This is a genomic window from Nostoc edaphicum CCNP1411 (genome assembly GCF_014023275.1).
In the GTDB taxonomy this organism is placed as follows: domain Bacteria; phylum Cyanobacteriota; class Cyanobacteriia; order Cyanobacteriales; family Nostocaceae; genus Nostoc; species Nostoc edaphicum_A.
Genome location: NZ_CP054698.1, coordinates 2,327,784 through 2,341,258 on the forward strand (window position 1 = coordinate 2,327,784; position 13,475 = coordinate 2,341,258).

The following is a 13,475-nucleotide window of genomic DNA, read 5'->3' on the forward strand; positions in this document are numbered from 1 at the left end:
TTAATATGGTTAACTTCGAGGTTTTCGGTATATTTTTTTATAATAAATTTCTGTTAAAGGAAGAGTTAAGGATGCAAAAAAACAATAATTTACACCCTAACTCCTAAGTTTTATGCTTCCTCTGAATTTTCACTTTTATGTCCTGGGGATGCTTCGTAAAGAGCATCAAGATGTTGACGCGCATCTTCAACGTTAATCGAACGCATTACCAAAAGTGGCTCTTTAATTAAGTTGCCTGCGCTATCTAATAACTCTGGATGGGGTGCAAACTGTTTTTTTGATGAATAATAACCATAGCTGCCTTGATTATTCATTGGCGAGGAATTCGTCGGGTAAGTTCGCTCCCGATCAAAACTGAACATGATCAGGTTACGAATTAAGTTGCCAACAGCTATAAATGCAAGGATTGTAAAAGCAAGAATGTAAAGCAGATGTAACATTGGATTTTCCTCCAGAGCAGCAATTTTTAAAAGTTTATTTTGTAACGCTTTGTTCGCCGATACTGTGACTCACAGTTAAGACGAGTATTTGACACACTCTTCGTGCGCTTACATTTATATGGAGCTATTTGTCAACCGTTATTCCACTTACGGTAGCATAGGATACATTATTTTGTTAATCCAAATAATGTTAAGAAATTGTTAAGATTTTTTTACTATCTCTTTGATGACTGATTTACTATCTTGCATAGACGCTTCCTCTGCTTTTGGTTAGACATTACTAAGTTGTCTGTCAAAATTTAGCAGATGCTCCCACTTGCTTAGACTTCACGCCCTTGACGAAAGCGCATTGCGACATTCCAGCATTCTGTGACTAATTCATGCCAAGGCATTAACGTTGCCATATCAATCCCGACTTGTTTATCAGTTGCATTAAACAGCATCTTCGCCGTATTTAGTTCATCCTGCGCTTGCTTAACTCGCAAGAGCAAGTCAGATTGCTCTTGGTGACTCATAAATGATAGTTGCTCAGTTTCGAGTAAATGGCGCGATCGCGTAAACCAATGCTGAAAATCTTCCAGCAGGGGTTCTAAAACTGTTTTTAGCAACTCAGTCCCTGGTAAGTTTGAGTCTGGCATAAATTAGAGGCATATTTTAAACTTGCTTACTAATATTAACGTTATTTACGTTTCTTAACACTTTTCCGATTTCTCTCATAACTTGAGGATAAAAAAATATGTAACAAAGAACACAGAATTTATTATATAGTCTTGATGTCGGGATTGTACAGTGCCTTTAGGTAGGCATCTATAGGTATATATGACACCGAGCTACAATTCATCAGAGAATTTAGCGATCGCGGGGAATCCTGAATTTGATACTCATGTAACAAATCAAAAATTTATCTTTATCTGTGATTGAAGAAGAAGTCAGGAGCCAGAAGTCATAATCAATATAATGGGGAATTCAAACCCGCCTCTTAAAATCACCACTAAGAGAAAGCCTATTTAGCGAGGAGTATTAAACCCCTTAATTCAGACGTTCGCGGGACTCTCTCTAAGAGTTGCTATGCCGTCGGTGTTTGCGGTAGCCCATTGGTGTCAACTTAAGCTTAAAACTCCTTTCAAACCTCGTTTCCAGCCTCTGCCTGGAAATGCTACTCATGGCGGCTCTGCCGCCAGTAAGGAAGGCGGAGCCTTTAGGATGGCATTCCCAGTCTGAGACTGGGAACGAGGTCAGATATGATCTTTAAAAGCTTCTTCTAGACTGGCTTTTACCTTAAGTTGATACCAATGGCGGTAGCGTCTCCCTTTATGAGAAATCCGGGTTTACACTGCCCTATCCGCCAGTCGGACTCCAATTAATTCTGAATTTAGAATTCTTTTTTGATAAGCTGAACTGGCGAAAATCAAAGTCGTTATAGTTGAATAAGCCTACAGATTCAGATAAATCTTTTGTAATCACTTCGCCAACAGTTCAGCAGCCAATGTCGCTAAAATCATCTAATCAGTCAGAACACTCAGAACAAGTTGAAAAAATTTATTTACCGCGTACCAGCGAATCGGAGAACTTAAAAAAGATTCGCCACACTGCTTCCCATGTTATGGCAATGGCAGTACAAAAGCTGTTTCCCAAGGCACAAGTTACAATCGGCCCTTGGATTGAAAATGGTTTTTACTATGACTTCGACAGTCCAGAACCATTTAGCGAAAACGATCTCAAAGCCATCAAGAAAGAGATGGTAAAGATTATCAATCGCAAACTGGCGGTTATTCGGGAAGAAGTCAGCCGAGAAGAAGCCGAACGCCGGATTCAGGGAATTAACGAACCTTACAAGCTAGAAATTCTGGCAGATATCAAAGAGGAACCAATCACGATTTACCACCTGGGGAATGAATGGTGGGATTTGTGTGCAGGGCCTCATGTGGAAAATACCAGTGAATTAAACCCGAAAGCAATTGAACTAGAAAGCGTTGCTGGCGCTTATTGGCGTGGGGATGAAACCAAAGCCCAACTACAACGCATCTACGCCACAGCTTGGGAAAGCCCTGAACAACTCGCTGAGTATAAGCGACGCAAAGAAGAAGCGCTGCGACGAGATCACCGGAAACTTGGTAAGGAACTGGGATTATTTATATTTTCCGATCTGGTAGGGCCGGGTTTACCTTTGTGGACACCCAAAGGCACTCTGTTGCGGAGTACTTTAGAAGACTTCCTCAAGCAAGAACAGTTAAAACGGGGTTATTTATCTGTAGTAACGCCTCATATTGCCAGAGTAGATTTATTTAAAACCTCTGGACATTGGCAAAAATATAAAGAAGATATGTTCCCCTTAATGGCAGATAATGAGGAAGCTGCCGCACAGGAACAGGGCTTCGTTATGAAGCCGATGAACTGCCCTTTTCACATCCAAATATATAAGAGTGAGTTACGCTCTTATCGAGAACTGCCGATGCGCTTGGCAGAATTTGGTACTGTTTACCGTTACGAACAATCAGGGGAATTGGGCGGTTTAACGCGGGTGCGAGGTTTTACAGTGGATGATTCTCACTTGTTCGTTACCCCAGAACAGCTAGATAGTGAATTCCTCAATGTGGTGGATTTGATTTTGTCGGTGTTCAATAGTCTGCAACTGAAGAACTTTAAAGCTAGACTCAGTTTCCGCGATCCAGCTAGTGATAAGTACATCGGTTCTGATGAAATTTGGGACAAAGCCGAAGGTGCAATTCGCCGTGCAGTTGAAACTTTGGGGATGGAACACTTTGAAGGGATTGGAGAAGCGGCTTTTTATGGGCCCAAACTTGACTTTATCTTTAGTGATGCCCTAGATCGGGAGTGGCAATTAGGAACTGTGCAGGTAGATTACAATTTGCCAGAACGCTTTGAGTTAGAGTACGTTGCCGAAGATGGTGTTCGCAAACGCCCAGTGATGATTCACCGTGCGCCTTTTGGCTCACTGGAAAGGTTGATTGGGATCTTAATTGAAGAATATGCGGGCGATTTTCCTTTGTGGTTAGCGCCAGTGCAAGCGAGATTACTACCTGTGGGTGATACACAGCTAGACTTTGCTAAAGATGTGGTGACGAAGATGAGAGCGTTAGGCATCCGTGCAGAAGTTGATACCAGTGGCGATCGCTTGGGTAAACAGATTCGCAATGCAGAGAAAGAAAAAATACCCGTAATGGCAGTGGTGGGAGCTAAGGAAGTGGAAACCAACACCTTGAGTATCCGTACCCGCGCCTCTGGAGACTTAGGTAGTATTTCTGTCAATCAAGTTGTGGATAAACTACAACAAGCGATCGCTAATTTCGATAACCTTCAGATCGATGTCACAAGCGGAGAGTCTGAAGCTAGTAGTCTGTCAATAAATAATTGATGGATAAATTCCTTGTAGAGACGGCGATTTATAGCGTCTCTCTAACCGTCAAAATGAATTTGACAGACTACTAGCTTGGAAGATATCACATCATTTTTGGAGATGTCTAGTAGGCTGGGTAATGCCCAGCCTCAAAAATTAAGAACAGCCCTCAACATATTCAACTTCCGGCAATTTACCCGCTCTTAACTGAGTGACAAGCTTACCATCAGTCTCAAAAACTACACGATAGTTGCGATCGGTGCGATCTTTCGGGATGAAAGTTAGGTAATGTCCCTCTTGGACGTATTTATGAGGTGTGACTTCAATTTGTCCTGGGTAAAGAGACTTGATTTGTGCTTCAGTGTCGCCAATTTTTGCACCTTTGAGGGTAGTAATCTGAGTATTTTGCCGGATATCTACTCTAGAAATGCGACCTTGTGTCACCATGAACGAAAGATTTTTGGGTTCATTTTGTGGCTTAACATAGTAGCAATTGTTATTTGGTGGATCGCCCACTAGCTTAGTACCAGCAGCCTTTGCTGCTTGGGTAACAGTCATGCCAACTTTTACTGTGCCGATGCCATTGATAAAAAGTTTTGACTGGTTGGTTAGTTTTGCCTTTGCTACAACTGTGCTGACAGTCAAAGAAGAAACTGCCAGTATTACTGTGATAAAAGTCAATAATTTAGTTTTGCTATTCATAAATTGTAGATTTTCCTCAGTTAAATCGATAATTTCGTTCTATTATGCATTTCGTAATTCTTAATTAAGAAAGTCATACTTATAACCCGCGTAGGCGGGTTTTGTATGTGTAGCAGCGACTTATAGTCGCAGAGGCAAGTAATAATTTAGACTTTTCAAACAACCTCTTAGCAAGTCTTCCTATTTCGGTTACATTGAAATTTACTGAAGAAGGGAACAGAGTAGAGTACAGCGAGATACAAAGTCTCCACAACCTAAGTTTCACATTTTTAAACGTGTGTTAATTCTGCCTCCTGCCTCCTAAAATCTAACTCCTAACTTCTCGCTATAAAAAATGGTTCCTTCCAGACGAGTTTATTTATTGTTGGTTTTGGGTATAGTGATATCTACGACGGGCTACGCCTACGCCCCGATCTTATCCTTATTTCCCACTATCAGAGCAACCATCGTCATCACTGTGCTATTTGATGCCATCGTTCTAGGATTGATGATTGTAGATGGTTTACGGGTGCGGCGTTCTCGTGTGCAAATTGCCCGCGAATTACCGTCACGATTATCCATTGGGCGGGATAATCCTGTGGTGCTAAAAGTGACTTCACAAAACACTAACGCCCAAATTGAAATCCGCGACTATTATCCAACAGGTTTTGGCGTGTCTGCACCTGCACTGAGTGCAATTGTTCCTAGTAACAGCACTAAGGAATTAACGTATACTATCCACCCGACGCAACGGGGAGAGTTTCCTTGGGGAAATATTCAAGTCCGACAGTTGGGACTTTGGGGATTAGCTTGGGATGATTGGCAAATTTCCCAAAGTTTACCAGTGAAAGTTTATCCTGATTTAGTGGGATTGCGATCGCTCACAATTCGTCTGACAGTGCAATCATCGGGATCAATCCGCCAATCTCGCAAAACTGGTATTGGTACAGAGTTTGCCGAACTGCGAAACTATCGTACTGGTGACGATTTACGGTTTATTGATTGGAAAGCTACCGCCCGTCGGGTTGGCGCTTATGGTAATGCAACGCCACTGGTGAGGGTTCTAGAACCAGAACAGGAACAAACGTTACTGATTTTACTCGATCGCGGACGGTTGATGACGGCGAAAGTGCAGAGTTTGCAGCGCTTTGACTGGGGTTTGAATGCAACTTTATCCTTAGCTTTGGCAGGTTTACATCGAGGCGATCGCGTGGGTGTTGGTGTATTTGACCGCCAGATGCATACGTGGATTCCCCCAGAACGCGGTCAAAATCATTTGAACCAGCTAATTGATCGGCTAACTCCAATTCAACCAGTGTTGTTTGAATCTGATTATTTGGGGGCGGTGACAAATGTTTTGCAGCGACAAACTCGGAGGGCGCTTGTAGTAGTTATTACCGATTTAGTTGATGTCACTGCCTCTACAGAACTCCTAGCCGCACTCTCGAAACTAGCACCCCGCTATCTGCCATTTTGCGTAACTCTGCGAGATCCGCAAGTTGATCGTTTAGCACACACTTTCACAGATGATGTTGCAGGTGCTTATGGACGTGCAGTGGCATTAGATTTATTAATGCAACGACAAGTAGCCTTTGCCCAACTGAAACAAAAAGGTGTATTGGTACTAGATGCACCAGCAAATCAAATTGCCGATCAGTTGGTTGAGCGATATCTGCAACTCAAAGCGCGAAATCAACTTTAGACTATGACTAAAATGAGCTACTAGGTGGAGTGAGTGATTTTATACTTTATACTTCACCTTGACTTTTTTAGTAGATTTCTATACGCTGATTACTAAATTTACTGAACCATGAAAAATTAATAAACCTAACTTTAAAGCTAGTGTTTCTAACTACTCCCAATCATTTGACAAACTTATAAATTAGTCATTGATTGATAAGCATCTGAGGGGGTCAGGCAACGGCTGAAACCCTTATTCTTTCGTTGACCCCCTCAGATAGCTTGCTGAGTAAGCCTTTGAGGTGTGTCAGAATCAGTTTTATTGAAAGAATTTATCAACTATTCCCCTGGAAAAACGACCCCCTCAGATTGACCCCTCACGAGCTTAATTGTGATAAGACTTCTAGAAGAGTAGCCTTTTTCATCAACTTCCCCTCACGGGGATGGAAACTCCGTAGTCACATTCCTTCAAGAATTCACTACCACTTTTTCATCAACTTCCCCTCACGGGGATGGAAACAGTCTTCTTTTCTGTCCCGGTTGGTGCCTTCACAACTTTTTCATCAACTTCCCCTCACGGGGATGGAAACCTTCTTCTTATTCTTGGGTCTTTTGAAAAGAAACAACACTTTTTCATCAACTTCCCCTCACGGGGATGGAAACAAATGTTGAAAAACCTTTCTGTTTTAACCATTCCAAGCCTTTTTCATCAACTTCCCCTCACGGGGATGGAAACCATTGGACTAAGATAACTTCAAAGCCTGCTTTTGACTTTTTCATCAACTTCCCCTCACGGGGATGGGTGCGACTATCGGTTGCACGTAGAGAGTGAGTTCTGATGAAAAACTCGTGGCAAGTGTCAAAAGCCAGTACCCGCCCGAAGGGGCATTGCGGGTAACTGCGATGTTTCAGAGCTAGAGGGTAAAATGCGCGACATCAGCAAGCCGCACAGTTAGGTGAAGCGCTAGGGTAAAACTAGACAGGGTTAACAGATGTGAATCCTCGTTGAGGCATCGTGAAGAGGAGTTACCGAAAACGGCTGAGACGGTAAAAGGGGTAAAGTGATTCTGCCCAATCCTCAGAATCAGTAGACACCTTGAACCCCCGGTGTATAGAGGGAACCCAAGCTAGTTGCATCTCTCGCGTGTGATACGAAGTAACCCCAATGGGGTCTTTGAACTAGGTCGATGTCAAAAGTAGAGATTGGAGTAATCCAGCTTTAATCCCCCAGTGGGTGTAAGATGCCACAAGAAGCGAATGCTGCTATGTCGAAAGGCAACAGGAAATCATAACTGGGCAGATAGGTCAAATGACCAACTTGAAAGAGTGCTGACGTGTGGCGAGTGAATCCCTTGAAGTCTAATGCAATGGAAACCGAACTTCTTCGGGAAAAGTTAGGTGCAATTAAAAATTGTGAACGTAACCGGAAGAACTACTGACTGGAATAGCGTCAACTGGAGAAACGCGTTCCGAGTAGTTAGGCGACTAAGACAGAGAATTTTCAAGGCAACCATTGGCGGTAACTTGAAAAAGGTTGGCAGCCTTCAAAAGCTACTTATGCGTAGCTACTCTAATATAGTACTTTCCGTTAGAAGAGTTACGCAACTAAACCAAGGCAGTAAAACAGCAGGGGTAGATAGATTACTGGTAAAAACCCCGGCAGCTAGAGGGTGGTTGGTGGATATCCTCACCAAATTTATTCCTTGGAAGCCGTTACCAGTTAAGCGGGTGTATATCCGTAAATCTAATGGAAAACAAAGACCACTCGGAATACCTTGTATTGTCGATAGATGTCTCCAAGCCATCGTCAAAAATGCTTTGGAACCCTATTGGGAAGTGCACTTTGAGCGCACTTCCTACGGCTTTAGACCGGGAAGGTCATGCCATGATGCGATTGAAAGGATACATTCAATGTCAAAAGCCAACTCCACTAAAAAGTGGGTGGTAGACGCGGACATCGAAGGTTGCTTTGATAACATCTCTCATGTACCGCTAATTAATGCCATTGGTAATTTTCCAGCCAGAAAATTAATTCAACAATGGCTGAATGCGGGATATGTGGATAAAGGTGTTTTCCATAATACCAATGCTGGAGTACCTCAAGGTGGAATTATTTCACCTCTACTTGCGAATATAGCTTTGCATGGTATGGAATCTGCCCTCGGTATCAAGTACGATAAAAACGGTCATACGATTGGCGACCGTGGTATTGTGCGCTATGCCGATGATTTGGTGGTGTTCTGCAAAAGTCGGGAAGATGCTGTCAAAGCACATGACACCCTCCAAGAGTTTATGAATACTCGCGGTCTAACTCTATCGGAGTCAAAAACCCACATAGTACGGCTGTTGGATGGATTCAACTTCTTAGGCTTTCATATCAGACAATACCCTGATTCCACTACCAAAACAGGTAGGAAAGTATTAATCAAACCAAGCATTGAATCTTTGCAAAATATCCGGGATAAAATCAAACAAGTATGGCTTGATAATAAAAGTTGTAGTGTTGATTTTGTCATAGGCAAGCTAAACCCAATTATTCGGGGAATAGCTAACTATTATCGGACTGTAGTTTCCTCACAAATATTCAGTTCTTTAGATAGATGGATGTTTGTTAGGGAGAGAAGGTATGCCAAAAGAATGCACGCCAAGAAAAAATCAATCTTGGTGTAACCGTCGTTATTGGGGAAGGCTAAATCTTGATAGAAGCGATTACTGGGTGTTTGGTGATAAGCGCACGGGAAAACATCTGCTCAAGTTTAGCTGGTTCAATATTAGGAGGCATCCAATGGTTAAGGGTGCTTATTCTACCGATGACCCAGAGCTAAAATCTTATTGGGAAAACCGTCAGAATATTAAATCTAAAAGTTTAATTCCTAGTTACCAGAAGCTTGCCCAAAAACAAGGATTTAAATGTCCTGTATGCGGGGAGTCATTACTCAATGATGAACCCATACAAAAGCACCATATAATTCCTTGTCATCAAGGTGGTAACGATACTTACGCTAATTTGGAACTAGTGCATTATTACTGTCATCAACAAATACATTATATTGTACAGAAACTCAATTCTGAACTCGATGATGAACTGAGTCTTTGGTAGCTCTAGGATTTGCTAAAGCCGGATGCTTGGTTAACTTGCTTGTCCGGTTTGTCGGGGGGAAAGGGATAGAAATATCCCTGCCCTACCCATTAAAATTTATAAGTATGCTGCGATCGCATTTAGCAATGGTGACCAAGTATTTTGCTAAGTTACAAAAATAACCTCATGTCAAAACAAGTAAAAAAACCAAATAATCGGTTTATGTGCCGAGATTTAAGTGCTAGCCAGTTGAGTTGGCTAATTACATCTAGCATTTTTTTATTTGTAGGAACTACTGTTGGTGTGGCGCAAGTTAAAACAGCACATAAGTCAGGGTTCACACTGCAACTTTTACATACTTCTGACCAAGAAGCAGGTGTCCCAGCGCTGAAGGATGTGCCAAACTTTTCGGCGGTGTTGAATGCACTCAAAAATCAAGATGCTAATCGTGACGGCAAACCTGATTATCCCAATACTTTAATCCTTTCATCTGGAGATGCTTATATTCCCAGTCCCTTCTTATTTGCCAGTGACACAGTGTTTGGTGGACAAGGACGAGGAGATATTTTAATTTTAAATGCTCTTGGGTTTGGTGCGATCGCCTTTGGTAATCACGAATTTGACTTAGGTACGGGTGTTGTTGCCGATTTAATTCGCCCTCAAGAAGATTACCCAGGTACAAAATTTCCCTATCTCAGCACGAATATAGACTTCAGCACTGATAAAGACCTGGCAAAATTAGTTACTGCTGATGGTCAAGAGGCAAGTAAAATCCCTAATAAAATTGCCCGTAGCACGATCATTACCGTCAATGGTGAAAAAATTGGTGTAGTTGGGGCGACAACTCCCACACTGCGGTCTATTTCTTCTCCCGGTGGTGTGACTGTCTTACCTAAAGAATTTAATGACCGTGATGCCGCAGACATCGCCGCCTTAGCTGCTGAAATTCAAACTTCTGTTGATACACTGCTGACAAAAAACCCAGAGATTAATAAAGTCATTCTGTTGGCACACATGCAACAAATTGCTGTTGAGCAAAAGTTAGCAGAATTACTCAAAGGAGTAGATATTATTGTTGCTGGTGGTTCCAATACCTTACTAGCCGACAAAACAGACCGTCTTCGAGTGGGTGATAAATCTGCTGGAACTTATCCAATCCTCAAAAAAGCAGCAGATGGTAATCCCATAGCCGTAGTTAATACCGATGGAAACTATCGCTATGTTGGTCGTTTAGTAGTTAACTTTGATGCCAATGGAGTGATTATTCCTAAAAATATTGACTCCAAAATCAGTGGTGTTTATGCGACTGATTCCCCAGGTGTAGCAGCTGTAGGTGGGAAACCCGATGCCAAAATTGTCGCCATTACAGAAGCACTCAAAAAAGTGATTATTGCCCAAGATAGTCTGATTTTTGGGAAAACCAACGTTTTCCTGAACGGCTGGCGGGGTGATGTTCGCACCCAAGAAACCAATTTCGGGAATTTGACAGCCGAAGCTAATTTAGCGATCGCCAAACGATATGATCCTAAAACTGTCATTTCCATCAAAAATGGCGGTGGTATCCGTGACAATATCGGTATATATACCTTTCCCCCAGGTTCGACTCGCTCACAGGATGTTATCAAACTGCCACCCCAAGCAAATCCTGTAGCAGGTAAGAAAGAAAAAGAAATTTCCCAACTTGATATCATCAATGCTTTACGGTTCAACAATGGTTTGACTTTAGTTACTCTGAATGCAACAGAACTACTAGCGGTGATTGAACACAGTGTAGCGGCCATAGCACCCGGTGCTACTCCTGGCAGTTTTCCCCAAGTAGCGGGATTAGCCTTTAGCTTTGACCCAAACTTGCCAGCCGGGAAGCGTGTCAAATCCCTGGCAATCAAAGATAGAAAAGGCAAAATTATTGATGTAGTAGTTAAAAATGCCGAGTTAGTGGGTGACTCTAATCGGATCTTCCGCACTGTTACCCTCAACTTCCTAGCAGGTGGTGGTGATGGCTATCCTTTTCCCAAAAGAGAACGGGTTGATTTGACATCAAAAGATGCTGATAATAGCAAACGCACAGGTTTAGCTACCTTTGCTGCTGATGGTTCTGAGCAAGATGCATTAGCAGAATATCTGGCTGCTAACTTTAAGCAGATTCCATTTACTCAGAGGGATGTGCCACCCGCCGAAGATACTCGCATTCAAAATCTCAAATTGCGTAAAGATGTGGTGTTTTGAAAGCCGCCGTGGATGATTGAAGTTGACAAAATATACTTTTACGAGCGGAATATGTATTTTTTATCCCTCTCAAGAAATTTGCCGTTTGGAAATTGATGTTATACATTGGTTCTCAGGTTTTAATCAGAAATTTATTTACCAATGGAAACCCCACAGTTCAGTTCAACAACAAAAGAAAATAGACCCACCAAGACGAAAAAACAGTCTTTTCCTAGCATGAATATTGGTACTCCTAAAATACCATTTCGCAAATGTAAGAAAACAGCACAACAGCATGAGTTACTCAGTGATTGGGAAGATGCGAGTTAATTTAGTGACACCCCTAACACACTGTACTGTAATGTACAAAGACGCGATAAATCGCCGTCTCTACAATAATCAGTCTTTTGTAGAGACGGCGATTCATCGCGTCTCTTGTCTACGATTCATCGCGTCTCTTGTCTGCAATTCATCGCGTCTCTTGTCTATTATTTAAATCAGCGATGCAATGATATTAATACTCATAGCTAAAATAGTGGTATTGAAAAAGAAGGATAATACGCCATGTAACAGAGTCAAGCGCCTCATATCGCGTGATGTCGTCTGCACATCGGAAACTTGGCTAGTCATGCCAATTACAAAAGAATAATATAAAAATTCCCAATAGTCTGGATAGTCGTTATGAGGAAAATCTAAACCTCCGGTGATTTCTTTACTATTATTACGATTAATATATTTGTAATAGCTATGTGCATATTGTACTGCAAACATCGTATGCACTAATAGCCAAGAACCGACAATGGTCATAATTGAAAGTATGACATGTAGGGTAAGTAGAATAGTTGATAACTCTTTTTTATCAGTTAGTAAAAACCCAATGGCTAAAACACTAGCACAAGCCGCAGCAATCACCAGCATGAATATAGCCAAATGTCCTTCATATTCACTCTCAGCATAACGGCGAATTTTTTCTGGGTTAGCTTTGATCATTTTCCACCAAGTCACGGCTAAGAAAAAGTCAATGCCGGAGTTCCAAGCACAGAGAATGCGAATGGGTAAGTGCAGCCAAGCCGGAAGGATTACTGAAACTAATACAGCGAGTCCAACAGCAATTATCAGCCGGGGTCGAGAGTCAAAGTTTTTGAATAAATTCAGTTTCACAAATATTGCGATCGCAGAGTTTAAGTGAGATACTCCTACACTGATGTAAAGCATACAGTGTAGGTTTCCAAGACAATCAGGCTACTGCTGTGCGTAGGCTCTGTTTTTTATATTTATAGCTGCATTTTAAACGACACAATACAATTAAAGGCAACATTACCCGGTGGTACTATTTATCACCATAGTAATTTCGAGTAATTAAGTTAGTGTATAGTGTCCGATTCCACAGAGATAATTTGGTAAATTTGGATGGAGAAATTAACTAAATCAGTGCGATTTTGGCTTTGTGCAACTATCATAATTTTGGGTTTGGTAGGCTGCGATCGCTTTATCGGTACTTCTGGAGAACCAGTTGATCGAGTCAGTGATGGTGATACTTTAGTGGTGAAAGATACTAATGGTAAAAATTTTACCGTGCGCTTTGCTTGTGTAGATGCGCCAGAGATAGCTCATACCAACAAAGAAAAGCAGAGTAAACGTATTAGCGATCGCAATCAATTTACTTGGGGTGTGAAAGCCCAAGAACGGGTTCAACAACTAGTGCAACAAGGAGGCGATCGCGTGACTCTGAATATCACCGATAGCGATCGCTATGGACGCAAAGTTGCAGAAGTTCGTTTACAAAATGGCACTTTTGTGCAACAGGTATTGTTGCAAGAAGGATTGGCAAAAGTGTATCGCCCCTATTTAAACAAATGTCCTAGCAAAGACTTAGTTCAACAAGCTGAAGCTAAAGCAAAGGAACAACGGCTTGGCGTTTGGAGTGATGCTAAATTTGTGAATCCTTGGGAATATCGCAGCCTATATAAAAAGTAAAACAGGAGTCAGAATTCAGAATTCAGAATTAGTGAATACTCTACCCATAAAGTCC

General features: G+C 41.9%; 11 protein-coding genes and 1 CRISPR repeat array. Of the genes, 7 read left to right on the top strand and 4 right to left on the bottom strand.

Annotated elements, in window-relative coordinates; translation table 11 throughout:
* Window positions 1-110 precede the first annotated feature (110 nt).
* Together HUN01_RS12210 and HUN01_RS12215 are read right to left on the bottom strand one after the other, a co-directional pair.
* Window positions 111-440: a DUF2973 domain-containing protein gene (locus HUN01_RS12210; protein ID WP_181931496.1), complete on the bottom strand. Its 330-nt coding sequence runs from the start codon at window positions 438-440 to the stop codon at window positions 111-113.
* Window positions 441-760: 320 nt separating this feature from the next.
* Window positions 761-1,078 (bottom strand): DUF2605 domain-containing protein, encoded by a 318-nt coding sequence (locus tag HUN01_RS12215; protein ID WP_181931497.1) that lies wholly within the window; start codon window positions 1,076-1,078, stop codon window positions 761-763.
* 848 nt (window positions 1,079-1,926) lie between these two features.
* On the opposite strand from HUN01_RS12215, the gene thrS reads away from it, so the two are divergent.
* Window positions 1,927-3,816, top strand: coding sequence for a threonine--tRNA ligase (thrS, locus tag HUN01_RS12220; RefSeq protein WP_181932665.1), 1,890 nt, complete (start codon window positions 1,927-1,929; stop codon window positions 3,814-3,816).
* A gap of 138 nt (window positions 3,817-3,954) precedes the next feature.
* Here thrS and HUN01_RS12225 read toward each other — a convergent pair whose 3' ends face one another.
* Entirely contained in the window at window positions 3,955-4,500 is a 546-nt protein-coding gene (locus HUN01_RS12225) for a hypothetical protein (protein ID WP_181931498.1), read from the bottom strand.
* A 334-nt stretch (window positions 4,501-4,834) separates the two neighbouring features.
* On the opposite strand from HUN01_RS12225, the gene HUN01_RS12230 reads away from it, so the two are divergent.
* The 5 genes from HUN01_RS12230 to HUN01_RS12245 all read left to right on the top strand — a co-directional run bounded on the left by HUN01_RS12230 (window position 4,835) and on the right by HUN01_RS12245 (window position 11,773).
* Window positions 4,835-6,181, top strand: coding sequence for a DUF58 domain-containing protein (locus HUN01_RS12230; RefSeq protein ID WP_181931499.1), 1,347 nt, complete (start codon window positions 4,835-4,837; stop codon window positions 6,179-6,181).
* A 394-nt stretch (window positions 6,182-6,575) separates the two neighbouring features.
* A CRISPR array of direct repeats spans window positions 6,576-6,965; the repeat unit is 35 nt; unit sequence CTTTTTCATCAACTTCCCCTCACGGGGATGGAAAC.
* A gap of 607 nt (window positions 6,966-7,572) precedes the next feature.
* Window positions 7,573-8,829, top strand: coding sequence for a group II intron reverse transcriptase/maturase (ltrA, locus tag HUN01_RS12235; protein ID WP_238846216.1), 1,257 nt, complete (start codon window positions 7,573-7,575; stop codon window positions 8,827-8,829).
* Complete coding sequence (locus tag HUN01_RS35320) at window positions 8,786-9,259, top strand: HNH endonuclease signature motif containing protein (protein ID WP_238846218.1); 474 nt, start codon at window positions 8,786-8,788, stop codon at window positions 9,257-9,259. Before ltrA ends, HUN01_RS35320 begins: the two co-directional genes overlap by 44 nt.
* Window positions 9,260-9,424: 165 nt before the next feature.
* Complete coding sequence (locus tag HUN01_RS12240; protein WP_181931500.1) at window positions 9,425-11,464, top strand: bifunctional metallophosphatase/5'-nucleotidase; 2,040 nt, start codon at window positions 9,425-9,427, stop codon at window positions 11,462-11,464.
* Window positions 11,465-11,605: 141 nt separating this feature from the next.
* The gene (locus HUN01_RS12245; RefSeq protein ID WP_181931501.1) at window positions 11,606-11,773 is read left to right on the top strand and encodes a hypothetical protein; all 168 of its coding nucleotides are present in this window, start codon (window positions 11,606-11,608) and stop codon (window positions 11,771-11,773) included.
* A 162-nt stretch (window positions 11,774-11,935) separates the two neighbouring features.
* On the opposite strand, the gene HUN01_RS12250 is transcribed toward HUN01_RS12245, so the two are convergent.
* Window positions 11,936-12,658: a DUF1345 domain-containing protein gene (locus tag HUN01_RS12250; protein ID WP_238846220.1), complete on the bottom strand. Its 723-nt coding sequence runs from the start codon at window positions 12,656-12,658 to the stop codon at window positions 11,936-11,938.
* 195 nt (window positions 12,659-12,853) lie between these two features.
* On the opposite strand from HUN01_RS12250, the gene HUN01_RS12255 reads away from it, so the two are divergent.
* Window positions 12,854-13,420, top strand: coding sequence for a thermonuclease family protein (locus tag HUN01_RS12255; RefSeq protein ID WP_181931502.1), 567 nt, complete (start codon window positions 12,854-12,856; stop codon window positions 13,418-13,420).
* Window positions 13,421-13,475: the final 55 nt, after the last annotated feature.